Annotated in this window: 25 protein-coding genes; 19 read left to right on the top strand and 6 right to left on the bottom strand. The window is 72.7% G+C overall.

Going from position 1 to position 26,622, the window contains the following annotated elements; all coding sequences use genetic code 11:
• Positions 1–88 precede the first annotated feature (88 nt).
• Entirely contained in the window at positions 89–976 is an 888-nt protein-coding gene (locus tag AQJ84_RS00670; RefSeq protein ID WP_030041235.1) for a pyrimidine reductase family protein, read from the bottom strand.
• Between the two features lie 37 nt (positions 977–1,013).
• On the opposite strand from AQJ84_RS00670, the gene zapE reads away from it, so the two are divergent.
• From zapE to AQJ84_RS00630, 8 genes are all read left to right on the top strand, one after another.
• Positions 1,014–2,138 carry a cell division protein ZapE gene (gene zapE / locus AQJ84_RS00665; protein ID WP_030041234.1) on the top strand — a complete coding sequence of 375 codons (1,125 nt, stop codon included), beginning with the start codon at positions 1,014–1,016 and terminating at the stop codon, positions 2,136–2,138.
• A 193-nt stretch (positions 2,139–2,331) separates the two neighbouring features.
• Positions 2,332–2,724, top strand: coding sequence for a hypothetical protein (locus AQJ84_RS00660; protein ID WP_030041233.1), 393 nt, complete (start codon positions 2,332–2,334; stop codon positions 2,722–2,724).
• 82 nt (positions 2,725–2,806) lie between these two features.
• Entirely contained in the window at positions 2,807–3,385 is a 579-nt protein-coding gene (locus tag AQJ84_RS00655) for a carbonic anhydrase (protein WP_030041232.1), read from the top strand.
• Positions 3,386–3,393: 8 nt separating this feature from the next.
• Positions 3,394–4,890 (top strand): SulP family inorganic anion transporter, encoded by a 1,497-nt coding sequence (locus AQJ84_RS00650; protein WP_030041231.1) that lies wholly within the window; start codon positions 3,394–3,396, stop codon positions 4,888–4,890.
• 120 nt (positions 4,891–5,010) lie between these two features.
• Positions 5,011–5,787 (top strand): slipin family protein, encoded by a 777-nt coding sequence (locus AQJ84_RS00645; protein ID WP_030041230.1) that lies wholly within the window; start codon positions 5,011–5,013, stop codon positions 5,785–5,787.
• 104 nt (positions 5,788–5,891) lie between these two features.
• Complete coding sequence (locus AQJ84_RS00640) at positions 5,892–7,289, top strand: PhoX family protein (protein WP_030041229.1); 1,398 nt, start codon at positions 5,892–5,894, stop codon at positions 7,287–7,289.
• A 141-nt stretch (positions 7,290–7,430) separates the two neighbouring features.
• The gene (locus AQJ84_RS00635; protein WP_030041228.1) at positions 7,431–8,945 is read left to right on the top strand and encodes an FAD-dependent oxidoreductase; all 1,515 of its coding nucleotides are present in this window, start codon (positions 7,431–7,433) and stop codon (positions 8,943–8,945) included.
• Positions 8,946–9,017: 72 nt separating this feature from the next.
• Positions 9,018–9,929, top strand: a complete 912-nt coding sequence (locus AQJ84_RS00630; RefSeq protein WP_051870011.1) for a polysaccharide deacetylase family protein — start codon at positions 9,018–9,020, stop codon at positions 9,927–9,929.
• On the opposite strand, the gene AQJ84_RS00625 is transcribed toward AQJ84_RS00630, so the two are convergent.
• Positions 9,871–10,050 carry a hypothetical protein gene (locus tag AQJ84_RS00625; RefSeq protein ID WP_030041226.1) on the bottom strand — a complete coding sequence of 60 codons (180 nt, stop codon included), beginning with the start codon at positions 10,048–10,050 and terminating at the stop codon, positions 9,871–9,873. The genes AQJ84_RS00630 and AQJ84_RS00625 overlap by 59 nt on opposite strands.
• A gap of 33 nt (positions 10,051–10,083) precedes the next feature.
• Here AQJ84_RS00625 and AQJ84_RS00620 point away from each other — a divergent pair, with 33 nt between their 5' ends.
• The 5 genes from AQJ84_RS00620 (at position 10,084) to AQJ84_RS00600 (ending at position 16,095) form a co-directional block, all read left to right on the top strand.
• A complete protein-coding gene (locus AQJ84_RS00620; protein WP_030041225.1) occupies positions 10,084–10,797 on the top strand; it encodes an aminoacyl-tRNA hydrolase in 714 nt (237 codons plus the stop codon).
• Positions 10,798–11,033: 236 nt separating this feature from the next.
• Positions 11,034–12,377: a DUF692 domain-containing protein gene (locus AQJ84_RS00615; RefSeq protein WP_030041224.1), complete on the top strand. Its 1,344-nt coding sequence runs from the start codon at positions 11,034–11,036 to the stop codon at positions 12,375–12,377.
• Positions 12,378–12,701: 324 nt separating this feature from the next.
• Positions 12,702–13,490, top strand: a complete 789-nt coding sequence (locus tag AQJ84_RS00610) for a DUF4142 domain-containing protein (protein ID WP_030041223.1) — start codon at positions 12,702–12,704, stop codon at positions 13,488–13,490.
• A 95-nt stretch (positions 13,491–13,585) separates the two neighbouring features.
• Positions 13,586–14,359 (top strand): TIGR04222 domain-containing membrane protein, encoded by a 774-nt coding sequence (locus AQJ84_RS00605; protein WP_053192956.1) that lies wholly within the window; start codon positions 13,586–13,588, stop codon positions 14,357–14,359.
• Positions 14,360–14,475: 116 nt separating this feature from the next.
• Complete coding sequence (locus AQJ84_RS00600) at positions 14,476–16,095, top strand: alpha/beta hydrolase (protein WP_030041220.1); 1,620 nt, start codon at positions 14,476–14,478, stop codon at positions 16,093–16,095.
• Between the two features lie 39 nt (positions 16,096–16,134).
• Here the strand turns inward: AQJ84_RS00600 and hemQ are convergent, their stop codons facing one another.
• Both hemQ and hemG read right to left on the bottom strand, forming a co-directional pair.
• The gene (gene hemQ, locus AQJ84_RS00595; protein ID WP_030041219.1) at positions 16,135–16,866 is read right to left on the bottom strand and encodes a hydrogen peroxide-dependent heme synthase; all 732 of its coding nucleotides are present in this window, start codon (positions 16,864–16,866) and stop codon (positions 16,135–16,137) included.
• 4 nt (positions 16,867–16,870) lie between these two features.
• Positions 16,871–18,322 (bottom strand): protoporphyrinogen oxidase, encoded by a 1,452-nt coding sequence (hemG, locus tag AQJ84_RS00590; protein ID WP_030041218.1) that lies wholly within the window; start codon positions 18,320–18,322, stop codon positions 16,871–16,873.
• A 159-nt stretch (positions 18,323–18,481) separates the two neighbouring features.
• On the opposite strand from hemG, the gene AQJ84_RS00585 reads away from it, so the two are divergent.
• Both AQJ84_RS00585 and AQJ84_RS00580 read left to right on the top strand, forming a co-directional pair.
• Complete coding sequence (locus tag AQJ84_RS00585; RefSeq protein ID WP_053192954.1) at positions 18,482–19,468, top strand: DUF4349 domain-containing protein; 987 nt, start codon at positions 18,482–18,484, stop codon at positions 19,466–19,468.
• 33 nt (positions 19,469–19,501) lie between these two features.
• A complete protein-coding gene (locus AQJ84_RS00580; RefSeq protein ID WP_374935439.1) occupies positions 19,502–20,890 on the top strand; it encodes an FAD-dependent oxidoreductase in 1,389 nt (462 codons plus the stop codon).
• An 85-nt stretch (positions 20,891–20,975) separates the two neighbouring features.
• Here the strand turns inward: AQJ84_RS00580 and AQJ84_RS00575 are convergent, their stop codons facing one another.
• Positions 20,976–21,296 (bottom strand): hypothetical protein, encoded by a 321-nt coding sequence (locus AQJ84_RS00575; RefSeq protein WP_198536396.1) that lies wholly within the window; start codon positions 21,294–21,296, stop codon positions 20,976–20,978.
• Between the two features lie 125 nt (positions 21,297–21,421).
• Here AQJ84_RS00575 and AQJ84_RS00570 point away from each other — a divergent pair, with 125 nt between their 5' ends.
• Complete coding sequence (locus AQJ84_RS00570) at positions 21,422–22,246, top strand: rhomboid family intramembrane serine protease (RefSeq protein ID WP_030041215.1); 825 nt, start codon at positions 21,422–21,424, stop codon at positions 22,244–22,246.
• 15 nt (positions 22,247–22,261) lie between these two features.
• Here the strand turns inward: AQJ84_RS00570 and hemE are convergent, their stop codons facing one another.
• Positions 22,262–23,329: a uroporphyrinogen decarboxylase gene (gene hemE, locus AQJ84_RS00565; protein ID WP_030041214.1), complete on the bottom strand. Its 1,068-nt coding sequence runs from the start codon at positions 23,327–23,329 to the stop codon at positions 22,262–22,264.
• Between the two features lie 107 nt (positions 23,330–23,436).
• Between hemE and AQJ84_RS00560 the strand changes: the two genes are divergently transcribed.
• The 3 genes from AQJ84_RS00560 (at position 23,437) to AQJ84_RS00550 (ending at position 26,547) form a co-directional block, all read left to right on the top strand.
• The gene (locus AQJ84_RS00560; RefSeq protein WP_079022751.1) at positions 23,437–24,105 is read left to right on the top strand and encodes a DUF3000 domain-containing protein; all 669 of its coding nucleotides are present in this window, start codon (positions 23,437–23,439) and stop codon (positions 24,103–24,105) included.
• Positions 24,106–24,387: 282 nt separating this feature from the next.
• Positions 24,388–25,050 (top strand): response regulator transcription factor, encoded by a 663-nt coding sequence (locus AQJ84_RS00555; RefSeq protein WP_030041211.1) that lies wholly within the window; start codon positions 24,388–24,390, stop codon positions 25,048–25,050.
• A gap of 168 nt (positions 25,051–25,218) precedes the next feature.
• Entirely contained in the window at positions 25,219–26,547 is a 1,329-nt protein-coding gene (locus tag AQJ84_RS00550) for a ribonuclease D (RefSeq protein ID WP_078631994.1), read from the top strand.
• The last annotated feature ends 75 nt before the right edge of the window (positions 26,548–26,622 follow it).

Raw genomic sequence — 26,622 nt, 5'->3', positions numbered from 1 at the left:
ACGGCTCATTCCACGGATGTCGTTACCACCGGTACCGACCGAACGCGTTTCCGGCGCGTCGGGCCTCTCACGACCGGCACACACCGCCTCAGGTCCGCCGGTAGCGCCCGAAGAGGAACCCCTCCTCCTCCAGCAGGGCGGCCAGCTCGAAGCGCTGCGGCACCGCGACCGAGGGCCCGCCCGCGATGCGCTGCGCGTCCCCCGCGGTGAGCATCGGGGACACCGTCAGGCACAGCTCGTCGAGGACACCGGCCGCCACCAGCTGGCCGAGCAGCCGCGGGCCGCCCTCCGTCAGCAGCCGGGTGTGGCCGAGCTCGACGAGGGCCCGTACGGCACGGGCGGGGTCGACGCCGACACCGTCACCGGCGACGACCACCCGGGCGCCCGCCTTCTCGGCCGCCGCGACACGGTCCGGGGCCGCGGCCGCGCCGGTGAGGATCAGGGTGGGCACCAGGGGCGAGGTGAACAGCGGCAGGGTGAAGTCCAGGTTCAGGCTCGCGCTGACCACCGCGATCGCGGGCGCCGGCCCCTGCCCGGCCGCCTCCCGCGCCTCCGCGAACTCGGCACGCGCGCGTGCCGGCCGGTAGCCCTCCTGGCGTACCGTCTCCGCGCCGACGACCACCACGTCCGCGAGAGCCCGCAGAGTGCCGAAGATCCGCATGTCGGCGGCGCCGGAGATGGGCTGCGAACGGCCGTCGTGCTGGCCGGCCCCGTCGAGCGTGGAGACCATGTTGGCGCGCAGCCAGACTCCCGGCCCGCCGGCCCCCGACCCGCCCGCGGGCCCGGTCTCGGGATAGGCGTAGGCGGCGGCGAGTTCGGCGAGACTCCACTCGCGGTCGACCAGATGAGCCCGGCCGACCCCACCGGCACCGTCGGTCCCCGGGCCCTCCGCGAGGGCCCCCACCCCCTCCTCACCAGGAGTACCGCCCGGGGTCCGGGCCACTGTCTCGTCGGTCACAGGAAACAGGCGTCGCATGTCGTGCAGTGTGGCACGACCCTTAGCATGGGTAACCGTGTCTACCTCCCCCGCCGCGTCCGGATTCGGCTCCATAGCCGACCCCGCCCCGCTGTCCCTGTGCGCCCGTGAGCCGCGCGTCCCCGCGGACCGGCTGGTCGCCGAGATGGTGCCGCCGCCGCGGTTCGACTCGGTGCGCTTCGGGACGTACATCCCGGACCCGAACCAGCCGAGCCAGACCGAGGCCGTCCGCGTCCTCGAGGGCTTCGCGGCCGGGCTGGGCGGGGCACACGCCTCGGGGGCGGGCCGGACCAAGCGCGGCTTCCTGGGCTTCGGGCGGGCCAAGGCACCGACCGCCCCGGCCGGCCCGCGCGGCGTCTACCTCGACGGCGGTTACGGCGTCGGCAAGACCCATCTGCTCGCCTCCCTCTGGCACGCCACCCCGGCCGAGCCCGCGCTCAAGGCGTTCGGCACCTTCGTGGAGCTGACGAACCTGGTGGGTGCCCTCGGTTTCCAGAAGACGGTCCAGACCCTCTCCGGTCACCGTCTGCTGTGCATCGACGAGTTCGAGCTGGACGACCCCGGCGACACCGTCCTGGTCTCCACCCTGCTCGGCAAGCTCGTCGACGCCGGCGTCGCCCTCGCCGCCACCTCCAACACCCTGCCGGGCAAGCTCGGCGAGGGCCGGTTCGCGGCGGCCGACTTCCTGCGCGAGATCCAGGGCCTGTCCGCGCACTTCCGCGCCCTGCGCATCGACGGCGAGGACTACCGGCACCGCGGTCTGCCCGAGGCACCGGCGCCCTTCACGGAGGAGCAGGTCACCCGGGCCGCGCACCGCACGGCGGGCGCCTCCCTCGACGCCTTCCCGCAACTCCTGGACCACGTGGCCCGCGTCCACCCCAGCCGCTACGGCGCGCTGACCGACGACCTGAAGGCGGTCTGCCTCACCGACGTGCGGCCGGTTCCCGACCAGTCGACGGCGCTCAGGCTGGTCGTGCTCGCGGACCGGCTCTACGACCGCGAGGTCCCGGTCCTGGCCTCGGGCCTGCCGTTCGACCAGTTGTTCAGCGAGGAGATGCTGAACGGCGGCTACCGCAAGAAGTACTTCCGGGCGATCTCCCGCCTCACCGCCCTGGCCCGGGACGCCAAGGGGCTCGTCGAGCCGCCCTCCGACAGGCCCTAACGCACCGACTCCCCAAGATCAAGAGTCGGTTCGCGCCACCCACCACACACGCTTCAGCCTCTCTTCAGCTCGAAACGTTAAGTTAACCCTGCAAACAACTTTGCCGGGCTAAGGTGTTTCTTGACCAGTCATTGACCAACCATTGGTCTGGGTAAGAGACAGCGTGGAACGCGAATCGCTGGGAGGGGGACGCATGTTGCGAGGTACGACGGCTCGGGCCGTACTGACGGTCGTCGCCGCCGTCCTGTTCTCCCTCCAGTTCTTCGCACCCACCGCGTCCTTCGCGACCGCGCACACGGCCCGTCATGCAGTGGCCAAAGCCCAGCCCGGAACCAAGGTCTCGGGCAAGGCACTGCGCGACGAGTCCGCCACGTTCCGCCACTGCGACCCCTCCGGGGGCCCGACCGGCCCCCTGCACAACCGCGACCGGCACCGCGCCGTCGACTTCGCCCCTGAGGGGCCCGAGCGCCCGCTGCTGGCTCAGGATCCGGCGGCCGTGGACAGACCGGTCGTGCACGGAGCCTTCGGGAAGTCGAGACCCCTGACCTCTCACGCTCCGGCCGCACTCCAGGTCTTCCGCTGCTGACAGCAGAGCAGTTGCCCCATCCCCCCACCTCTGTCATGTAAGCCCGACGCGCCCTTCGGCGCGCCAGGAGGAGTCACCACACATGCAGCCCCTCATCGACAACGCCCGCACGTTCGGACAGCGCCCTGAGGAGTTCGCCAGGCTGGCCGAGGGCCAGTCTCCGCAGGTCCTGTTCATCACCTGCTCCGATTCCCGGGTCGTCCCGGCACTGATCACGGGCGCCCGTCCCGGCGAGCTCTTCGAGCTGCGCACCGCGGGCAACATCGTCCCCCCGTACGCCTCCGAACACCCCACCAGTGAGGCGGCCACCATCGAGTACGCGGTGGAGGTGCTCGGCGTCCGCGACATCGTGGTCTGCGGACACTCCCACTGCGGCGCCGTCGGCGCCCTCGTCCGGGGCGACGACCTGACCGCCGTACCGGCCGTGCGCGACTGGCTCACGCACGCCACCCCGCGCCCGGCGGGCGCGGTGGAGGACCCGGCCGTGGCCGAGGGCGTGCAGAGCCACGTCCTGGCCCAGGTACTGCGGCTGCGGTCCTACCCGTTCATCGACAAGAAGCTGACGGACGGACAACTGACCTTGCACGCCTGGTACTACGAGGTGCACACGGGGTGCGTGCTGACCCACGACGTGTCCTCCGACTCCTTCCGGGCTCTGTGAGGACCGCCATGGAGAATCGAAGCAAGTTCCCCCATCTGCGGCAGGACTTCGCCGCCTCCCTCGTCGTCTTCCTCGTCGCCCTCCCGTTGTGCGTCGGCGTCGCCGTCGCCTCCGGGGTGCCGGCCGAGCTCGGCCTGGTCACCGGCATCGTCGGCGGAATCGTCACCGGCCTCATGCGCGGCAGCAGCCTCCAGGTGTCCGGACCGGCCGCCGGTCTGACCGTCCTCGTCTTCGAGGCGGTGAACGAGTTCGGACTGGCCGCGCTCGGCGTGATCGTGCTGATCTCGGGCCTGCTCCAACTCGCCATGGGCGCCCTGAAGCTGGGGCGCTGGTTCCGGGCGATATCCGTCTCCGTCGTCGAGGGCATGCTGGCCGGTATCGGTCTCGTGCTCATCGCCGGACAGCTGTACTCGGCGGCCGGGCTGAAGGCCCCCACCTCCGGTATCGACAAGATCCTGGGGCTGCCCGGTGCCGCCGCCGACGCGCTCGGCAGCACCGCGGCCATCGCCTCGCTCGCGGTCGGCGCGGGCACCGTCGCGGTGATGGTGCTGTGGAAGCGGCTGCCGAAGAAGGTGCAGACGGTGCCGGGCGCGCTCGCCGCGGTCCTCCTGGCCACCGGAGTCACCCTGGCGTTCGGCCTTCCGGTCGCCACCGTCCAGGTGAACGGCCTGCTGGACTCCATCCAGCCGCCCGGCATGGACGCCTTCGGCGAGCTGGCCAACCCGGCCATCTTCGGCACGATCCTCGCCTTCACCCTGATCGCCTCCGCCGAGAGCCTGTTCAGCGCCGCCGCGGTGGACCGACTGCACGACGGTCCGCGCACGGAGTACGACAAGGAACTGATGGCCCAGGGCGCGGGCAACGCGGTGTGCGGCGCGCTCGGCGCGCTGCCGATGACCGCGGTCATCGTGCGCAGCTCCGCCAACGTCCAGGCGGGCGCCAAGACCAAGGCATCCCGCGTGATGCACGGTGTGTGGCTGCTGCTGTTCGCGGCTCTGCTGCCGTCGACGCTGGCGCTGATCCCGCTGCCCGCCCTCGCCGGCATCCTGGTGCACGCGGGCTGGAAGCTGATCCCCTTCCGCGAGATCGTGTCGCTGTGGCGGAGCCACCGCGGTGAGGCGCTGATCCTGGTGATCACGGCCGTCTCCATCGTCGCGGTGAACATGTTCGAGGGCGTTCTGATCGGTCTGGCCCTGTCCGTCGCCAAGACCGCCTGGGAGGCCTCGCACATCAAGCTGGAGGTCATAGACAAGGGCGCGGGACCCGTCCAGGCGTACCTGTCGGGCAACGCGACCTTCCTCAGGCTGCCGAAGATCCTCGACAGCCTGGAGGCGCTGCCCCAGGACCGCCCGGTCGAACTCGACCTGTCCGGGCTGCACCACCTGGACCACGCCTGCCGTACGGCACTGGAGAACTGGGCCGAGCGGCACAGCGCGGTGGGCACCGAACCCGTGCGGGTGACCAGCACGGAACCCGAGCGGGTGACCATCTCCGTAGCCTCGTAGCACCAGGCTCACAGCACTCCTGCCCGGTGTCCGGTCCGGGGCCCGTCGTGGCCCCGGACCGGACACCGGGCATATCGTTGCAGGAGCAGACAAAGCGGACCCCTCGACGAGGAGGCCGGGATGCTCCAGGAGCTGTTGACGGCGGCCGTGGCGGCCGGTGCCGCCGGGCTCGTCTACGTGGCCTCGGCGGCGCGGGTCGTCAAGCAGTACGAGCGCGGGGTGGTCTTCCGGCTCGGGCGGCTGGCCGGTCAGGTGCGGGCGCCGGGCTTCACCCTGGTGGTCCCTGTCGTGGACCGGCTGCACAAGGTGAACATGCAGATCGTCACGATGCCGGTGCCGGCCCAGGAGGGCATCACCCGGGACAACGTGACCGTACGCGTGGACGCGGTCGTCTACTTCAAGGTGGTCGACGCGGCGAACGCGCTCGTCCAGGTCGAGGACTACAAGTTCGCCGTGTCCCAGATGGCGCAGACCTCCCTGCGTTCGATCATCGGCAAGAGCGATCTGGACGACCTGCTGTCGGACCGCGAGAAGCTCAACCAGGGCCTGGAGCTGATGATCGACAGCCCGGCCGTCGGCTGGGGCGTGCAGATCGACCGGGTCGAGATCAAGGACGTGTCGCTGCCGGACACGATGAAGCGGTCGATGGCCCGGCAGGCCGAGGCGGACCGCGAGCGGCGGGCCCGGATCATCAACGCGGACGCCGAACTGCAGGCGTCGAAGAAGCTCGCGGAGGCCGCGCAGCAGATGGAGGACACGCCGGCCGCGCTGCAACTGCGGCTGCTGCAGACCATCGTGGCGGTCGCCGCCGAGAAGAACTCGACCCTCGTCCTGCCCTTTCCGGTGGAGCTGCTGCGCTTCCTGGAGAAGGCCGCGGAGCACCCTTCGGACACGTGACACGTCTACGCGCGTGGTACACGCGTGGTTCCCGCGACCCCCGGTAGGTGGTAGACACGGCGACGTCACAGTTTCCTGTCCGCCAGCAGGAAGGTCGCTGCCCCATGTCCGAGACCGCTTCCCCCTCCCCCTCCCCCGCCACGACACGTCGTCAGCTGCTCGCCCGTACGGGCGTCCTGGGCGTCTCGATCGCCTTCGCCGGAAACCTCTCCGAACTCTTCGCGGGCACCGCGGCCGCGCAGTCCCTCGGCCACACCGGCTACGGCCCGCTCGTGCCCGACCCGAAGGGCCTGCTCGACCTGCCGGAAGGTTTCCGCTACCGGGTGCTCTCCCGCGAGGGCGACCGGCTGCGCTCCGGTGAGGGCAAGGTGCCCTCCAACCACGACGGCATGACGGCCCTCGCCGGCAGACACGGCCGTGTCCACCTGGTCCGCAACCACGAGAACCGCCACACCGCCACGCTCGCCGTCCCGACGGTCGCCGGCCTGACGTACGACCCGGCCGCCAAGGGCGGCTGTACGGCCCTGACCCTGGACTCGCACGACAAGGTGCTGTCCGAGCGGGTCGCGATCGCCGGTACGGCCGTCAACTGCGCGGGCGGGCCCACTCCTTGGGACACCTGGCTGACCTGCGAGGAGAACGAGGACAAGGCCGGCACCAACGGCTACACCAAGGACCACGGATTCATCTTCGAGGTCGATCCGGTCGACCCGCACCGCTCCGGCGCGGTACCGCTGACCGCGATGGGCCGCTTCCAGCACGAGGCGATCGCCGTCGACCCGAAGCGCGGTGTCGTCTACGAGACCGAGGACGCCTTCCTCAAGCCCTTCGGCCTCTTCTACCGCTTCCTGCCCGAGAAGCCGCTGCGCGGCCTCGGTTCGCTGCGCGCCGGCGGCCGGCTCCAGGCGATGCGGGTGCCCGGCGTGCCCGACCTGTCCTCGATCCAGGAGACGGGCGCCTGCTTCGACGGCGTCGAGTGGGTGGACGTACCGGACCCGCTGGCCGTCGAGACCCCCATCCGGCTCCAGGACTTCGGCCCGAAGGGCATCACGCACGCGCAGAAGCTGGAGGGCTGCTACTGGGGCGGCCGGTCGGTGTACTTCGTGTCGTCCTTCGCGCGCAGCGCGGAGGGATCGGCGGCCGACCACTACGGTCAGATCTGGCGCTACGACCCCTCCGAGCGCCGGCTGACCCTCGTGATCGTCTTCGGGCCCGACACGGACGTCCAGCTCCCCGGCGAGTCCCCGGACAACATCTGTCTCGCCCCCAGCGGCGGCCTGATGGTCTGCGAGGACGGCAACGGCGCCCAGCACGTCTACGGCGTCACCCGGCGCGGCGAGGTCTACGCGATGGCTCGCAACCGCCAGAACGTCGGCACTCCCGAGGAGCCGGAGTGGGGCGAGTTCGCCGGAGTGACGTTCTCCCCGGACGGCGAGACCATGTACGTCAACTGCTACGCACCCGGGACGACGTTCGCGGTGACGGGGCCGTGGCGTAGGTAGCCCGGCCGGCGGGAGTGCCCCGTGGCCGACAAGGACTCCCGGCGGAGTCCGACGGCCGGACGTCGACGTGGCCGAGTACCGTCGGCCGCCGCCCGGACACCGGTCCCGCTGAAAGGGGCCGGAACGGGGTACTCGGCCCGCATGACCGAGAACCCGCACGTCAGCGGCTCGTACTGGCTCGAGACCGCGCCCGGGCCTGACCGCCCCGCGCTGACGGACGACCTGGACGTGGACGTGGCCGTGATCGGCGCCGGGATCGCCGGACTGAGCACGGCGTGGGAGCTGGCGCGGGCCGGGCGGCGCGTGGCGGTGCTGGAGGCCGACCGGGTGGCGGCCGGCGTCACCGGGCACACCACCGCCAAGCTCACCGCCCTGCACACCCTGATCTACGACAAGCTGCGGCGCACCCGCGGCGCGGAGGGCGCACGGCTGTACGCGCGCTCGCAGTCCGAGGCACTGGAGCGGGCCGCGGAGATCGCGGACGAGCTGGGCGTCGACTGCGACTGGGAGCGCCGCAGCGCGTACACGTACGCCCGTGACGCGGGCCGGATCGACGAACTGCGCGCCGAGGCGGCCGCCGCCCACGAGGCGGGTCTGCCGGCCTCGTTCGTCACGGAGACCGGTCTGCCGTTCGCCGTGGCGGGCGCGGTGAAGGTCACCGGGCAGGCGCAGTTCCATCCGCGCAAGTACCTGCTGGCCCTCACCGACGACCTGCTCGCACGGGGCGCGCACGTGCACGAGCACACCACCGTGATCGGTCTGGAGGAGGGCGAGCCGTGCCGCCTGACCACCGACACGGGGGCGCGGGTCACCGCGCGCGACGTCGTGGTCGCCACGCACTACCCGGTCTTCGACCGCGCCCTGCTGTTCACCCGGCTCTCGCCGCGCCGCGAACTGGTCGTCGCCGGGACCGTCCCCGCCGACAGCGATCCGGACGGCATGTACATCACGCCGGACGAGGGCACGCGGTCGGTGCGTACGGCACCGCACGGCGCCGACCGGCTGCTCGTCGTCACCGGGGAGCACTTCACGCCCGGCACCGGTGACACCCGCGCCCGCTTCCAGCACCTGTCCGACTGGGCCGCCGAGCACTTCCCCGACGTCACCCTCACCCACGCCTGGGCCACCCAGGACAACGACCCCACCGACACCGTCCCGCTGGTCGGCCCGCTGCACCCGGGCGCGCACCACACCTACGTCGCCACCGGCTTCGGCGGCTGGGGCATGAGCGGCGGGATCATGGCGGGCCGCCTCCTCACGGCGCTGATCACCGGCGAGGAGTGCGCGTGGAGCGGGCTGTACGACCCGCGCCGACTGCGCTCGACGGTCCGTGAAGCCCCGTCGTTCCTCAAGCACCAGGCCACGGTCGCCCGTCACTTCGTCGGGGACCGGCTGCGCGGGTCCGAGTCGGTGGAGTCGGTGGAGCCGGGCGAGGGGGCGGTGGTCCGGGCGGGCGGCGAACGGCTCGCGGTCTACCGCGACGAGGCCGGTCATCTGCACGCCCTCTCCCCGCGCTGCACCCACATGGGCTGCCTGGTGGCCTTCAACGCAGCCGAACGCGCCTGGGAGTGCCCGTGCCACGGCTCCCGCTTCGACACGGACGGCAAGGTGGTGGAGGGACCGGCGATCAGGCCGTTGGAGCAGCGGGAGCTCTGAGTGGCGATCTGAGCGGGTGACACCACCGCCGCGCCTGCACCCCCAAGCGGCCGATCATCATACGTTCGCATGGTGATCACTCGTCCACGACGCGCCACCGCTTCCTGTGCCCTGGGCGTCGCCCTGGCCTCCCTGGTCTCCCTCGCGGCCTGCGGCACCGCCGCGGTGCCGCGGCCCGCGCGCCCGGCGCCTTCCGCGCCCGCCCCGGCCCCGTCCCGGCCGCCCACGCTCGCTCCCGGCCCCGCGGGGGTGACCCCCGTCTTCGAGAACGGCCCCCGCCGGGCCTCGGACAAGACCGTCGCGCTCACCTTCGACGCCGACATGACCGCCGACCAGGGGCCGCGGGCGGCGGCGGGCGAGCGGTTCGACAATCCGCGCCTGATCTCGACGCTGCGTGCGCTGCGCGTGCCGGCCACGGTGTTCATGACGGGCCGGTGGGCCGAGGAGTACCCGGCCCAGGCTCGTTCCATCGGTCACGACCCGCTCTTCGAGGTGGCCAACCACTCCTACAGCCACTACGCCTTCACCGCCGGCTGCTACGGGCTGCCGAGCGTCTCCGGGGACCGTATGCGCGCGGACGTGGAGCGGGCGTACGACGCGTTCCGGGCGGCCGGGGTGCCGGACGCGATGCCCTACTTCCGCTTCCCCGGCGGGTGCTACGACCGGCAGGCCCTGAAGGCCCTGACGCCGGCCGGGGTCACCGCCGTGCAGTGGGACGTGGTCGGCGGGGACGCGTTCGCGACGGATGCCGACGCGGTGGCCCGGCAGGTCCTCGAAGGGGTGCGCCCGGGGTCGGTCGTCGTCCTGCACTGCACCCGCAGCGCGGCGCCGGCGACCGAGCGGGCCGTGCGCGCGATCGTGCCCGGGCTGCGCGCTCAGGGATACCGGTTCGTGAAGGTGTCCGAACTGATCGCAGCCGCGGCACTCAGCCCGAGCAGGCCGTCCGCTGCGCCTCCTGCCACTCGCACACCGGGCACAGGGTGATGCCCTTGTAGGACTCCGGGTACTCGGTGGGCTCCCGGCACAGGACGCACTCCGCGTACGGAGGCGCGTCCGCCTTCGGCGGCTTCGCCGTCTCGCGGATCAGGCAGTAGTCCTCGCTCATGGGACCAGCGTAAATCCGCTTAGGCTTGCCGGCGTGACCCACGACCCCGCCCCCGCCGCCGGCCCCTTCCGGCCCGAGCCCGGCGCCCGCGACAGTGCCCCCCAGTTCGTCCTGCCACTCGTCGTCCGCATCGAACGGGACGCGCCGCCGCCCCGTACGGACGCCCTGGAGACGGCCGCCCGCGCCGTGCTCGTCATGCTCGGTGACGAGCGTTCCCTCGGGGACGGCGAGTGGGCGCAGACGATGCGGGCGTGGCAGGACGCGAGGATCCGGAAGGTCGTCCGGCGGGCCCGGGGCGCCGAGTGGCGGCGGGCCGAGGCGTTGCCCGGCATCACCGTCACCGGCAAGTCGGCGGAGGTTCGGGTCTTCCCGCCGGTCCCCCTGGACGGCTGGCCGAAGGACCTGGCCCGCCTCCAGGTCTCCGGCACGGACCTCGACGACCCGGAGCCGCCGGCCGAGGCCGACGGGACGGCACCCGTGCTGTGGATGAACCCGGACCTCGACATGTCGGCGGGCAAGGCGATGGCCCAGGCCGGGCACGGCGCCCAACTCGCGTGGTGGGAACTTGCGGAGGAGGAGCGGGTGGCCTGGCGTGACGCCGGTTTCCCGCTGTCCGTGCGGACCGCGCAGGCCGGTCGCTGGGCCGAACTGACCACGAGCGGGCTGCCGTTGGTGCGGGATGCGGGGTTCACCGAGATCGCGGCCGGATCGTGCACGGTGGTCGCGGACCACCCCGCACTGCGCTGACCGGCGGCACTCCGCCGCCCGCAGACCTCTCGCCCGCCGTCTGAACGTCGCGGGCGTCTTTCGCGTACCTCCTGACACTGACCGAACACGGCATGTCGGCCCTGCCGGCCGGGCCCGAACCTCAAATGTTGCTCTGAAGGACCCGGCCGAGGGGTTCGGGACCGTGTGGCGGGGCCATACCCCCGTCACGCCGGGCAGGCGGCACAGCGGATCCGGGCGAAGCCGAGGAGGGGACCATGAAGCGACTGGGAACGGGCATCGGTTGGCGGCCCGAGATCGCGGACGCCGTGGAGCGCATGCCCGGCATCGACTGGGTCGAGGTCGTGGCCGAGAACATCTGCCCCGGACACCTCCCCGACTCGCTGCTGCGGCTGCGCGAGCGCGGGGTCACCATGGTGCCGCACGGCGTCGCGCTCGGGCTGGGCGGCGCGGACCGGCCCGACGAGGGACGTCTCACCGCCCTCGCCGAGCGGGCCCAGGCCCTGGGCTCGCCGCTGGTCACCGAACACATCGCGTTCGTCCGGGCGGGCGGACCGCTGACCGTCTCCCCGCGTCTTGAGGCCGGCCACCTGCTGCCCGTGCCCCGCACCCGGGACGCCCTCGACGTGCTGTGCGAGAACATCCGCATCGCCCAGGACGCCCTGCCCGTGCCGCTCGCCGTCGAGAACATCGCCGCGCTCCTCGCGTGGCCCGGCGAGGAGATGTCCGAGGGACAGTTCCTGTACGACCTGGCCGACCGGACCGGCGTACGCCTGCTGATCGACGTGGCGAACCTGCACACCAACCACGTCAACCGCGGCGAGGACCCGGCCGAGGCGCTCGCCGAACTGCCCTTGGAGGCCATCGCGTACGTCCATGTCGCCGGCGGCTTCGAACGCGACGGTGTCTGGCACGACAGCCACGCCCACCCGGTCCCCCGCCCGGTCCTCGACATCCTCACCGACCTCGCGTCCCGCGTCGCCCCACCCGGGGTCCTGCTGGAGCGGGACGAGAACTTCCCCGAGGCGGCGGAGCTGGAAGGGGAGTTGGGGGCGATCCGGGAGGCGCTGGAGAAGGGCGGCGCGCGACCCGCGCAGGTCCCGAAGGCCGAATCGGCCGACGTGGACGCCGAGTCCGCCGAAGTCGGCGTGGCCGCCGACACCGCCGGGACTCCCGCCTCCGACGCCCCCGCCCGTCAGCGGCTCGCCCTCGCGCAGACGGCCCTGCTGTCCGCGCTGGTCGCGGGGACGCCCGTACCGGAGGGGTTCGACCGGGTGCGGCTGGGTGTGCAGGCACGGGCGCTCGCCGGGAAGCGGGCGGACGTCGTGGCCAAGATCGCACCCGAGCTGCCGGAGATCCTCGGCGCCGCCTACCGCCCCGCCTTCCTCGCCTACGCCCCCGGCCACCCGATGACCGCCGGCTACCGCAAGGACGCCCTGGACTTCGCCGAGCACCTGCTGCTGGCCGGGCGCACGGAGGACGCGGCGACGCGGCGGGCGCTGCGGGAGTGGTGGCTGGACCGGTCGGGACCGGCGCCGCGCTCGCGACGGCCGACGGTACGACTGGCGCGCGCGACCCGGCGGGTGCTGCTGCGGCGCTGACCGGCGCCGGGATGGCGACGACGTTTTTCGACGGCGGACCGAGGACACCGCCCACGCCCTCGGCGCCCCTGCCATCGGCCGTGGGTCATGCCCCGTCCACCGCCGAGTGTGCCGGGGTTAACACCGCACGCCCACGACCTGTATCGGGGCGACACAATGCCCCGCATTGCCCTGGTGTGCTCCTGACTCCGCCTCCCCCATTCGCCCCTTGTCTCCCACGATGCAACCATTCACCCCCGTACGGCGGTTGGCGTAGACCCCGCAGTAACATGCCAATCCCGCACCCGAAACGCACTAGCGTGCGGTGCCGCACCAGGAGGCACCATGCGACCGCGACCCCCCGTCAAGGGGAGAGGCATCTTCACCGGCACCGGGCTGATCATCGGCTGCCTGACCGCGACCCTCGTGGCGCTGGTCTTCCCGCTCTGGTCGTACGCCGACCGGTCCGGGACCGGCGTGGACGTGCTGAACGCCCAGACCGTGTCGACGAGGTACGGACCGCTGTCCGCTCTGGACCGCGAGTTCGTCACGAAGGTCCGGCTGGCCGGCCTGTGGGAGCTGCCCGCGGGCCAGGAGGCGCAGCAGAAGGGGACCACCCAGGCCGTACGAACGGCGGGCGAGCACCTCATCGAGGGGCACCTGTTCCTGGACGAGCGGGTGCGCGACGTGGCCGCGAAACTGGGCCTGGAACTGCCCAACGAGGCCACCGAGCAGCAGCGGCAGTGGCTCGCGACCCTGACCGCGGCGCAGGGTGTGACCTACGACCGGGACTTCGCCAACATCCTGCGGCTGGCGCACGGCAAGGTGTTCTCGGTCGTCGCCCAGGTGCGCGCCAGTACCCGCAACTCGCTGGTCCGGAGCCTCGCGGACGACGCGAACACCACCGTGCTGGACCACATCAGGGTTCTGGAGGCCACCGGCTACGTCGACTTCGACGCGCTGGCCCAGGACATGGCCGCCGACAGCACTCCCCCGATCACCAACTCCCCCGCCCAGCCGGGCCTGGTCGCCGACCCGAGCAGGGTGATCCCCGCCATGCCCTCCGCGTCCCCGACCTACACACTCCCACCGGCCGTCTCCAACCCGCCCCCGGCGGCGCCCGAGGCGTCCTGACCCGGGATCCGCCGGAACATCACATACCGGCAACGCTCTGTCCGGATCGTGAACAAGGCATGGCGCCGCCCGCACCGTTCGCATAGAAAATCCCCATGTTCTGGGTGCTTCTCCTGCTGCTGGCATGGGCCGCCGCCGGCACGGCGTGTACGCGTCTGTGCCTGGCCGCCGTACACGCGGCGGCCGTCGACGCGGACGCGGGCCGCACCCACGATCTGACGCTGTACGAGGCCGCGTTCCTGTCCGGCGGCCCGCGGCGGGTCGCCGATCTCACCCTGGTCTCCATGGCCCGCCAGCGGCGGCTGCTGCTCGCCCACACCGGCTGGGCGACCGTCGTGGACCCGCGCGGACGGGACGACGTGGAACGGTCGGTGATAGGGGCCATAGGACCGGAGGGGCAGTCGCGGATCGCGCCGGTACGGGCCACCGCCGCGGCCACGGACGCGGTGCGCGGCATCGCCGACCGGCTGGTCAGCGCGGGCCTCGCCGTACCGGACGGCGCCCGCGCCGGGGTCGCGGGCGGAGTACGCCAGGTGCGGCTCGCCGCGGTGGCCGTCGTCGCCCTCGGCACCGTCGCACTGCTGATGCCGGCTCAGTCGGACATGCCCCGGCACCTGGTCGCCCTCTGGTTCGGGCTGCCGCTCGCCCTCACCCTCAGCTGCCTCGCCGTCGCGCGGGTCGAGGTCCACCCGTACTCGCGCTGGGCCTCCCCGGCCGGCCAGCGGGTCCTGGCCGCCCTCGCGCCGCGCCCCGGCGGGGACGGACGTACGGACCTCACGTCGGTCGCCGTCCACGGCATCCGCGCCGTCGGCGATCCGGACCTGCGCGCGGCCTTCGCCCACGGCGAGCAGCCGAACTGGCGCCAGTAGCGGCCCCTAGGGGCGCACGGAGGCATTGGGGCCGACACCGGGCGGGCGGTGCTTGCCTTCGTCGACGCGCGAACGAAACATCCCTTTTGTTGCTGCCGTGCACTGAAGGGAAATGTATGAGAGCCCCCGCCCTGTACTCGGCCGCCGGGTCCTTGCTCCTGACCACGCTCGCCGCCGCGCCCGCCGACAGCGCCCCGGCGGTGCCCGGGGCGGCCGAACTGCGCGGCGCCGCGGTGGCCGCGGAGCGCGCCCGGGACACGGGCGTCGCCTTCGGTGCCTGCCCGAAGGTGGAGGACCTGCCCGAGGGCGTCCAGTGCGGCACGGTGTCCGTCCCGCTCGACTACGCCCGGCCCGACGGCAGGCGCATCAAACTGACCGTCAGCCGGGCCCGGGCCACCCACAAGGACCCGCACAACAGCAAGCACCGGGTGCCCCGGCAGGGCGCCCTGGTCTTCAACCCGGGCGGTCCGGGCGCCTCCGGCCTCTACTTTCCGCTGGTCGGCGCGCTCCCCGAGTGGAAGCGCCTCGCGGCGGCGTACGACCTCGTCGGCTACGCCCCGCGCGGGGTGGGCCGCTCGGCGCCACTGTCCTGCAAGGATCCGGGGTCCTTCTCCAAGGCGCCCTCGCAGGCGCCGACGTACCCCTCGGAGTCGTACAAGAGGGAGCGCATCGCGCAGGCGAAGGCCTACGCGAGCGGATGCGCGCAGCGGGTCGGCAGCGCGCTGCGGCACTACACCTCCCTCAACAACGCCCGCGACCTCGACGTCGTGCGGGCCGCGCTGGGCGAGGAGAAGCTGACGTTCATGGGTGCGTCGTACGGCACCTACTTCGGGGCGCTGTACGCGACGCTGTTCCCCTCGCACGTCCGGCGGATGGTGTTCGACTCGGCGGTGAACCCGGACCCCGAGCAGGTCTGGTACCGCAACAACCTCGCGCAGTCGGCCGCGTTCGAGGGCCGCTGGGCGGACCTGCGGGAGTGGATCGCCCGGCACGACGACGTGTACGGGCTCGGCGACACCGCCGAGGAGGTGCTGCGCAGTTACGAGAAGGCCAGTGCGCGGCTGGCCGAGAAGCCGGCCGGCGGGAAGGTCGGGCCCGGCCAGTTGCAGGGCGCGTTCCTGTCGGCGGGGTACTACGACGACTACTGGCCGCACCGGGCGCAGGCCCTGTCGGCGTATCTGAAGGGCGACCCGAAGCCGCTGATCCAGCAGGCGGGACCGCATCCGGAGGCGGCGGTCGAGGCGGAGAACTCGGCCGCGGTCTACACGGCCGTCGAGTGCAACGACGCGCCCTGGCCGACCGAGTGGCGGGTGTGGGACCGGGACAACACGCGGCTGGCACGCGTGGCGCCCTTCGAGACCTGGGACAACGTGTGGATGAACCTGCCGTGCGCCTACTGGCCGGCGCCCCGGCAGCAGCCCCTCGACGTGCGGACCGGGCCCGGTGAACTGCCGCCGACCCTGATCCTGGCCGCCGAGCGGGACGCGGCCACGCCCTACGACGGCGCCCTGGAGATGCACCGCCGGCTGTCGGGCTCGGTCCTGGTCACCGAGCGGGACTCCGGTACGCACGGCATCGCGGGCGGGCCGAACCCCTGCGTCAACGGCCACGTGGACGCGTATCTGCTTCAGGGCCGGCTCCCGGCGCGGCGCGCGGCCTGCGCACCCCGGCCGGAGCCCGAGCCGAAGCCGACGGCCGGCAACCGGAAGGCGACGGCCGCGAAGGCCGCAGGCTGAGCACAAGGCCCTCGGGGTGACCCGAGGGCCGCACGTCGGTCAGGCGAGGCCGGCGACCAGTTCGGCGATGTCCTTGCGGCGCCCCGTGTAGAACGGGACCTCCTCGCGGACGTGCATCCGGGCCTCGGAGGCCCGCAGGTGGCGCATGAGGTCGACGATGCGGTACAGCTCGTCGGCCTCGAAGGCGAGGATCCACTCGTAGTCGCCGAGGGAGAACGAGGCGACCGTGTTGGCGCGCACGTCCGGGTAGCCGCGGGCCATCTTGCCGTGGTCGGCGAGCATGCGGCGGCGGTCCTCGTCGGGCAGCAGGTACCAGTCGTAGGAGCGCACGAAGGGGTAGACGCTGACGTAGTCGCGCGGCGTCTCGTCGGCGAGGAACGCCGGGATGTGCGCGCGGTTGAACTCGGCCGGTCGGTGCAGCGCCATGTTCGACCACACCGGCGTCAGGGCGCGGCCCAGCCGGGTGCGGCGGAAGAGGTTGTACGCCTCCTGGAGCTGGTCGCTCGTCTCCGCGTGCCACCAGATCATGAGGTCGGCGTCGGCGCGCAGGCCCGAGACGTCGTAGGTGCCGCGGATCGTCACGTCCTTGGCGGCGAGCTGGTCGAACAGCTCCTGGACCTCGTCGGCGTAGCCCGCGCGGTCCTCGGGGAGCGCGTCCTTCAGCCTGAAGACGGACCAGAGGGTGTAGCGGATGACCTCGTTCAGGTCCTTGGCCAGCTTGCCCTTGTTCGGGATCCTGCCGGACTCGGTGGTGGGGGCGTCGTCACTCATGTCCTCATTCTCCCGCTCCTTGGTGCAGACTCCGCACCGGGTCGGCGGTGAGCTCCTGCACAGCTCGCAGGTCACCCTGGATCTGGTCGACGGCGGCGTACGCGCTCGCGATGCACGCCGGGATGCCGACCCCGTCGTACACCGCGCCGCACACCGCGAGGCCCGGGAGTGCGCCGACGTGCTCGCGGACGCGGGCCACGCGCGCGTGGTGGCCGACGGGGTACTGCGGCAGGCCGTTGTCCCAGCGGGTGACGCGGGTCTCGACCGGGGTGGCGTCCAGGCCGGTCGCCTCGCGCAGGTCGTGCCGGGAGACGTCCACCAGGTCGGTGTCCTCGCGCTGGAGGATCTCCGTCTCGCCATGGCGCCCGACGGAGGTGCGCAGGACGAGCAGGTCCGGGTTCTCGTCGGCGATCCAGCCCCACTTCCGGGAGGAGAAGGTCGATGCCTTGATGGTGTGTCCGTCGACGGGCGGGACGAGGAAACCGCTGCCCTCGGGGAGGGTGATGTCGGCGCGGCGGTAGGCGAGCGTGACCAGGGCCATGGAGGCGTACTCGACGGCGCGCAGTTCGGTGGCGGCGTCGGGGGCGTGTGCGGACAGCAGGCGGGCGGCCTCCCCGGCGGGGACGGCGAGGACCACCGCGTCGGCCTCCTCGATGTGGTCGTCGACGAGGACCTCCCAGCCGTCGCCGGCCCGGCGCAGGCCGTGTGCGGGGCTGTGCAGACGAATGTCGCCGCCCCGCTCGCGCACCGACTCCGCCACCGCGAGCGGCAGGCTTCCCACCCCGCCCGCGATGCCCATGAACACGGGCCCGGTCTGCTGGTTCGCGGCGGCCTTGGCCTGGATCTCGCGGACGGCCTCGGTCAACGAGTCGTGGGTCCGCGCGGCCTGGAAGAGCTGCGGGACCGCCGAGCGCATCGAGATCCGGTACGCGTCGCCCGCGTAGACCCCGCCCAGCAGCGGTTCCACCAGGCGGTCGACGACCTCTCGGCCCAGCCGCGCCGCCACGTACTCCCCGACCGCCACGTCGTCGCCGACCTCCGTGCGGGGCAGGTCGGCGTCCCGCTCGATGCGGGCGAGGCCCTCCTCGGACAGCACACCCGAGAGGGCGGCGGCGGTGCCGGGGACGCCCATCACGTGCCCCTTGGGCATCGGGCGCAGGGCGCCGCGGGTCCACAGGGAGGCGGTCGCGGTGGCGGGCGGCTGGAGGAGGTCGGTGAGGCCGACCTCGCGGGCGAGGGCGACGGCCTCGGGGCGGCGGGCGAGCATCGACTCGGCGCCGAAGTCCACGCGCGCGCCCGCGATCTCACCGGGCAGCAGCTTGCCGCCGACCCGGCCGGACGCCTCGAGCACGGTCACGCGCAGGCCCCGCCCCACCAGCCGGTGGGCGGCTGCCAGCCCGGCGATTCCGGCTCCGATGACGACGACGTGCCCGCTGCCCGTACCCGTTGCGCTCATGCGTCCACCTTCTCAGACCCCTCTGACACTCCCGCGGCGACCCGGTGTCCCGCCCGAGTCCTCACCGTGACCGCATCGGGACCGTTTCCCGCCAACGTTCGGGCCCGCTCCGGCGTCGAAGGAACGTCAGTTGTCTCGACCCTCGGGGGGTACGCCCAGATGCGCACACAACGTTCCGTACGATCCGCCCAGGCCCTGGCCGGGATTCTGCTGGCGGCGGCCCTCGCGCTGACCGGCTGCAGCGGCGCGGGCGATTCGGCCAGTGGTGCCGGCGAGGACGCGGGCGTCGCCCGGTCGGGCGCGAAGGAGGCCGCCCCGGGCGCCGCCGCGGACAGCGACGGCGGCGCGGGCAGCGGCGCCCAGGCGTCCGCGCCGCCCAAGGTCTCCGCGAACCGCATCATCCGCACCGCCGAGCTGACCGTGCAGGTCAAGGACGTGTCCAAGGCCCTGGGCCAGGCCCGCACCACCACCGAGAACGCGGGCGGCTACATCGGCAACGAGTCCACCTCCACGGACTCGGAGGGCCGCGAGGAGACGCACGTCGTGCTGCGCGTGCCGGTCGACAGGTACGAGGAGGTCCTCGGCGACCTGGAAGGCACCGGCAAGCTGCGCGAACGCTCGGCGAAGGCGCGTGACGTCACCGACCAGGTCGTCGACGTGGAGAGCCGCATCACCTCGCAGCGCGCCAGCGTGGTGCGCATCCGCGAGCTGATGGACCAGGCCACGAAGCTGAGCGACGTGGTCACGCTGGAGGGTGAACTGAGCAGCCGTCAGGCGGAGTTGGAGTCACTGCTCGCCCGGCAGGCGTCTCTGAAGGACCGCACCAGCATGGCCACCATCACTCTCTCCCTGTCCGAGACGCCGGTGCGGGAGGCCGCCGAGGACGACGACCCGGGTGTCGTCGACGCGCTGGCGGGCGGCTGGGACGCGTTCGTGACGATGCTGCGCTGGATCCTGGTGGCGCTGGCGGCGGTGCTGCCGTTCGCGGCGGTGGTCGCGCTGGTGGTGCTGGTGTGGCTGCGCATCGTACGGCCGCGGCTGCCGCGCCGGCCGGCCACCGCACCGGCGACCGCGCTCGGCCCCCTGCCCACCGCCAGGACCGCTCCGGAGCCCGGGCGGACGAACGAGCGGGGCGAGCAGGACTGAAATGCCCTGCGCACGTAGCGTGTTCGCATGAGCATGAACACAGCGAGCGGTGCGGAGCGTCTGGTGGTGATCGGCGGCGACGCCGCGGGGATGTCCGCGGCGTCGCAGGCCCGCCGGATGAAGGGCCCCGACGAGCTGGAGATCGTGGCCTTCGAGCGCGGCCACTTCACGTCCTACTCGGCGTGCGGCATCCCGTACTGGGTGGGCGGCGACGTCACCGACCGGGACCGGCTGATCGCCCGCTCGCCCCAGGAGCACCAGAGCCGTGACATCGACCTCCGGATGCGCACCGAGGTGACGGAGATCGACGTGGCCGGCGGGCGGGTACGCGCGCGTGACGTCGATTCCGGGGCGGAGTCCTGGACGTCGTACGACAAGCTCGTGATCGCGACCGGCGCCCGCCCGATCCGCCCGGACATGCCGGGCGCCGACGCGTCCGGCGTGCACGGTGTCCAGACCCTCGACGACGGCCAGGCCCTCCTGGACACGCTGGCACGCACGCGTGGCCGGCGCGCGGTGGTCGTCGGCGCGGGATACATCGGCGTCGAGATGGCCGAGGCGCTCATCAAGCGGGACTACGAGGTGACGGTCGTCAACCGGGGCAGTGAGCCGATGTCCACGCTGGACCCGGACATGGGCCGGCTGGTGCACGAGGCCATGGAGGGCCTGGGCATCACCATGGTCAACGACACCGAGGTGACCAAGCTGCTGACGGATGACGACGGCCGGGTGCGGGCGGTGGTCACGCGGGACGCCGAGTACCCGGCGGACGTGGTGGTGCTCGGCATCGGCGTGCGCCCCGAGACCGGGCTCGCGCAGGCCGCGGGGCTGCCGCTGGGCACGCACGGCGGGTTGCTGACCGACCTGGCGATGCGGGTGCGCGGGTACGAGAACGTCTGGGCCGGCGGGGACTGCGTCGAGGTCCTCGACCTGGTCTCCGGCCAGGAACGGCACGTCCCGCTCGGCACCCACGCCAACAAGCACGGCCAGGTCATCGGCACGAACGCGGGCGGCGGTTACGCCACGTTCCCGGGCGTGGTCGGCACGGCGGTCAGCAAGGTCTGCGACCTGGAGATCGCCCGCACCGGTCTGCGCGAGAAGGACGCGCGCAGGGTGGGTCTGCGGTTCGAGTCGGTCACCGTGGAGTCGACCAGCCGCGCCGGCTACTACCCGGGCGCCTCCCCCATGACCGTGAAGATGCTCGCCGAGCGCCGCACGGGACGGCTGCTCGGCGTGCAGATCGTCGGCAGGGAGGGCGCGGGCAAGCGCGTCGACATCGCCGCGGTGGCCCTGACGGCCGGCATGACGGTGGACCAGATGACAGCCCTGGACCTGGGCTACGCCCCGCCGTTCTCGCCGGTGTGGGACCCGGTACTGGTGGCGGCCCGCAAGGCCGCGAGGGCGGTGGCCCAACGCCCCTAGGGGCGCGGGGAGCCGCGCGGGCAATCCACCACGGCCCGTGGTCCGCCAACCGCACGGACACCCCGACGGCGCCCCGCACGGGCCCCTACGCCGTCCCGTTGATCCGCTCGATCGCCTGCCGCGCCTGATCGGCCGCCGGCCGCGGTGGCAGCGACGAGACGGACGCGCTGGTGGTCACCGCGGCCGGCTGCTCGCCCGCGGGCTTCGCGTGGGCGGCCGAGCGGGTGGACCTGAGCCGGTGGCTGACCGCCTCGTCCAGGGTGACCGGCCGCTGCATCTGGGAGGCCAGCCGTCCGGCCTCCTGTCCGAGCCGAGCCACGTCCTCCCAGGGCAGGCGCAGCACGAGAGAGATCTCGGCCTCGCCGTCCGGCAGGGCGTGCATCGGAGGAGTAACTCGGTCGTTCATCGCCTGATCCTCACGTAGTCCCCGCGACCCGCCTTCCCCGCGCCGCGGGCGGTTGAGGAGACATACGCGGGCGCGCCGGGCGGCGTTCACCGATTCGGCCGTCGCATCGCGGGCACTACTTCCTTGTGGTCATACCCGTCCATGACGTGAACCCGGTGCGCGGCACCCCGTATGTGACCTACGCGCTCATCGCCGCGAACGTGCTCGTCTTCCTGTTCATGCCCGGCCTCGCCGGTTCCGTGGCCGGGGACGGCGGTCTGGCGCAGCAGTGTCACCTCCAGGCGTTCCTGGACCAGTACGCGGCAATCCCGCAGGAGTTGATTCACCATCAGCTGCCACGGGTGGTGCCGACGGGTGACGTCGGGGTGGGCCCGCGGGGGGCGGGCTGCGTGGTCGGCCCGCCGGCCTACGACAAGTCCCCCGAACTGTCGGTCCTCACGGCGCTGTTCCTGCACGGCGGCTGGCTGCACCTGCTGGGCAACACGCTCTTCCTGCTGATCTTCGGCAACAACGTCGAGGACCGCATGGGCCATGTGCGGTTCGCTCTCTTCTACGTCGTCTGCGGCTACGCGGCGTCGTACGGCTTTGCGCTGCTCAACGACGACTCGGCCGACCCGCTGATCGGCGCGTCGGGAGCGATCGCCGGGGTCCTGGGCGCCTATCTCGTGCTGTACCCGAAGGCCAGGGTCTGGGTCCTCGTCCCGTTCCTGGTCTTCCTGCCCCTCAGGCTGCCGGCCTGGCTGGTGCTGGGCTTCTGGTTCGTGCTGCAGGGCGTGTACTCGTCCGGCGAGGGCGTGTCCGACGCCGGCACGGTGGCGTACGCGGCGCACATCGTCGGCTTCCTCGCGGGCATGCTGCTCGCCTGGCCGCTCAAGGCGGGCACCCCACCGCCGCCGGAACCGCGCGGCCTGCTCTTCGGCAGGAGGGCACGGCCCCGGCACACCTGGTGAGGCTTGGGGAACGAACTAGCGCGCGGTCCGGGTGTGGACGTACTCCACGAGGCGGGTCAGCGCGTCCGGGTCGGTGGACGGCATGACGCCGTGCCCCAGGTTGAAGACGTGGCCCTCCAGGCCCGCCGCCGCGTCGAGGACCTCGCGGGTCTTGGCCTCGACGGCCTCCGTGCCGGCGAACAGGACGGTCGGGTCGAGGTTGCCCTGGAGCGCCTTGCCGGGGCCGATGCGGCGGACGGCCTCGTCGAGCGGGACCCGCCAGTCGACGCCCACGACGTCCGCGCCTGCCTCGCCCATCAGCCTGAGCAGTTCGCCGGTGCCGACACCGAAGTGGATGCGCGGGACGCCGTAGCCGGCGACGGCCTCGAAGACCTTCGCGGAGGCGGGCAGCACCGAGTGGCGGTAGTCCGCGGGGGCCAGCGCTCCGGCCCAGGAGTCGAACAGCTGGACGGCGCTCGCGCCCGCCTCGATCTGCACCTTCAGGAACGCGGCCGTGATCTCCGAGAGGCGGTCGAGCAGGTCGGCCCACAGCGCGGGGTCGCCGTACATCATCGCCTTGGCGTTCTCGTACGTCCGCGACGGGCCGCCCTCGACGAGGTAGCTGGCGAGGGTGAACGGGGCGCCGGCGAAGCCGATGAGCGGGGTGGAGCCGAGTTCGCGGGTGAGCAGACCGATCGCCTCGGTGACGTACGAGACGTCCTCGGGGGTGAGGTCACGCAGCTGGGCGAGGTCCTCGCGGGTGCGGATCGGGCGCTCGACGACCGGGCCCACACCGGGCTTGATGTCGAGGTCGATGCCGATGGCCTTCAGCGGGACGACGATGTCGCTGAAGTAGATCGCCGCGTCCACGTTGTGCCTGCGCACCGGCTGGAGGGTGATCTCGGTGACCAGCTCGGGCCGCATGCAGGACTCGAGCATCGGGACGCCCTCGCGCACCTTGCGGTACTCCGGCAGCGAGCGCCCGGCCTGTCGCATGAACCACACGGGGGTGTGCGGCACGGGCTCACGCCTGCACGCCTTCATGAAGGCGGACTCGTACGTGGCTGTCGACTGCGGCGTCGCGGGGCTCTCGTTGGCACTCACGGGCCAAGTCTCGCACGGCCCCGGACCCCGCCCGGACGGCAACCCCGACACCGGGCAACAGGGTGTCCTCCCTGCGCGAAGGCCCCGTTCCCCTTAATCTTCCCCGCATGGCTGCGGCTCAGGGACGACTGTCGGACGGCGCTGACGGAATGGACGACGCGAAGGAGGAGGACCTGCATACGAGCGGGACGGATCCGCTGCCCTTCCGGGCGGCTGTCGACGCGCTCAGGGCGGCGCGGCTCAGGCCGCAGGTCGAGGTCGAGCCCACGCGCGCGCCCCAGCGGCTCGCGCCCTACGCGTACGCGCTGGAGGCCGCGGTCGTCGACGGCGACCAGGACCTGGCCGACGGGCGGCTGGTGCTGCTGCACGACCCGGCCGGGCACGACGCCTGGCGGGGCACGTTCCGGCTGGTGACGCTGGTGCGCGCGGAGCTGGAGGCGGAGATGGCCGCCGATCCGCTGCTGCCCGACGTGTGCTGGTCGTGGCTGACGGGTGCGCTCACCGCGCGCGGTCTGGCCTGCGGCGAGCCGAGCGGCACCGTCACCCGGGCCAGCTCCCACTACTTCGGGGGCCTTTCCGAACGGCCGTCCGCCTCACAGATCGAGATCCGCGCCTCCTGGACGCCTCGCGAGGGTCTGGGCGGTGTCCCGGACACGGCGGCACACCTGGCCGCCTGGTGCGACCTGCTCGCCCAGATCGCGGGTCTGCCGCCGGCCGGTCCGGGCGACGCGTCGGTGGTCACACTGCCGCAGCGGCGCGGCCCGCAGTCGCGCTGACCGACCCCCTTCCGACCTCTTGACGCAGGGGATCCGCACTGCCTTTTTGGCAATCACTTTGTCGATACGGCCACTTTCGGCCGCGTATCGACGCAGAGCGAAACCGTTCGATCTTCGGATGATCGATCGCGTGTCCGAATTGCACGGATTGTTACTCACCAGATCGTGATCATTCTCTAAAGGCGGACGGGTTTGGTGCCGAAGACGACTGTGACCTTGAAAGCACGGTTCGTCCCGGCTTCATCCCCACAAGCCGGCCCCGTCCCCCACCCAGGAGGCCTGGTGTCCGTTCTCCTCGAGCAGCCCGCAAGCCTGGTCGCCTACCGCCCGAACAAGCCGACCGCCATGGTGGTCGTGGCCGACCCCCGCGTCCGCTCCACCGTCACCCGCCACCTGTGGGCGCTCGGTGTGCGCGACGTCATCGAGGCCTCGTCCGTCGCGGAGGCTCGTCCCCGCATCGGCAACCCCCGCGACATCTGTGTCGCCGACGTCCACCTGCCCGACGGCTCCGGCCTCACCCTTCTGTCCGAGACCCGGGCCGCGGGCTGGCCCAACGGCCTCGCCCTCTCCGCCGCCGACGACATCGGCGCGGTCCGCAACGCGCTCGCCGGCGGCGTCAAGGGCTACGTGGTCACCGGCACCCGCACCAACATCGGGCTCCCCACCCGTCCGGGCGCCGCCCCCATCGGCGCCGCCGCCGCCCGTATGCACCGCCGCCCCCCGGGTGCCCCGAGTCACCCGGGTGGCTACCGCGAACTGTCCGGCCGTGAGGTCGAGGTGCTGCGGCTGGTCGCGGAGGGCCAGTCCAACAAGGCGATCGGCGTCTCGATGGGCCTGTCCGCACTGACCGTCAAGAGCCACCTCGCCCGTATCGCCCGCAAGCTCGGCACCGGAGACCGCGCCGGCATGGTCGCCGTGGCCCTGCGGACCGGCATCATCCACTGACCCCCGCCCCTCACCGACGTGCGGCGGACCGACCGCCGGTTCTTGGCCGCGTACCGCACCCGTCGTAAACCGGATCTTTCACCGAGCTGACTGGTTTACGACCCTCAGGCGCCCGTCGACGGAACGTTCCGTCGGCGGGCGCTGTCCATACACGGATACCCTTGACAGGTGACCGACGCCCAAGACACCGCAGCAGACAGCACACTGCGAACCACCGGAGGCGCCCCTCCGGACGACGGCGGATCTTCTGTTACGGGGGCGCCGAACCCTGCTACAGGCCCGGCGAACGACCCTGACACGGGTCCGGAGCCGATCCCTCTGCTGGAACCCCGTGAGGGCATTCCGCCGGTGGTCGCCGACGACGAGACCCTCGCCCGGGTGATCGCCGCCTTCGCCGCCGGCTCCGGCCCCGTCGCCGTGGACGCCGAACGCGCCTCCGGCTACCGCTACGGCCAGCGGGCCTATCTCGTGCAGCTGCGCCGGGAGGGCGCCGGGAGCGCGCTGATCGACCCCGTGGCCTGTCCCGACCTCTCCGGCCTCGGCGAGGCCCTGTCCGGCGTCGAGTGGGTGCTGCACGCGGCCACCCAGGACCTGCCCTGCCTCCGCGAAATAGGCATGGTCCCCACCCGGCTGTTCGACACCGAGCTGGCCGGCCGGATCGCCGGATTCCCGCGGGTGGGCCTCGGCGCGATGGTGGAGAGCGTCCTGGGCTTCGTCCTGGAGAAGGGCCACTCGGCCGTCGACTGGTCCACCCGTCCGCTGCCCGAGCCCTGGCTTCGCTACGCGGCCCTGGACGTGGAGCTCCTCGTCGACCTGCGGGACGCGCTGGAGAAGGAGCTGGACCGGCAGGGCAAGCTGGAGTGGGCCCGTGAGGAGTTCGACGCGATCGCGGCCGCGCCGCCCGCCGAGCCGCGCAAGGACCCCTGGCGTCGCACCTCCGGGATGCACAAGGTGCGGCGGCGCCGGCAGCTCGCCGTGGTCCGGGAGCTGTGGCAGACGCGGGACCGGATCGCCCAGCGGCGGGACGTGTCGCCGGGCAAGGTGCTGTCCGACGCGGCCATCGTGGAGGCCGCCCTCTCCCTTCCGGCCAACGTGCACGCGCTCGCCGCGCTGAACGGCTTCGGGCACCGGACGGGGCGGCGGCAGCTGGAGCAGTGGCAGGCCGCCGTGGACCGGGCGAGGGAGCTGACCGACGCGCAGCTGCCGCAGCCGGGGCAGCCGGTGACGGGGCCGCCGCCGCCGCGGGCCTGGGCCGACAAGGACCCGGAGGCCGCGGCACGGCTGTCGGCGGCCCGGGCCGCGGTGTCCGCGCTGGCCGAGGCCCTCAACATGCCACAGGAGAACCTGATCACGCCCGACACGGTCCGGCGGGTGTGCTGGGAGCCGCCCAACGTTGTCAGTGCCGAGTCCGTGGGGGCCGCGCTGGCGGGTTACGGGGCCCGGCCGTGGCAGGTGGAGCAGGTCACGCCGGTTCTGGTCGCCGCGCTGTCCGCCTAGGGCACGCCCCAGCCGCCGTAGGGGTCCTGCTCTCACGGCGGCTTCGGGGGCTTCGGGGGCTTCGGGGGCTTCGGG

It is taken from the genome of Streptomyces resistomycificus (assembly GCF_001514265.1).
GTDB classification, from domain to species: Bacteria; Actinomycetota; Actinomycetes; order Streptomycetales; family Streptomycetaceae; genus Streptomyces; species Streptomyces resistomycificus.
The sequence above is the reverse complement of the archived record's forward strand: the minus strand, read 5'-3'. Positions and strand labels throughout refer to the sequence as shown.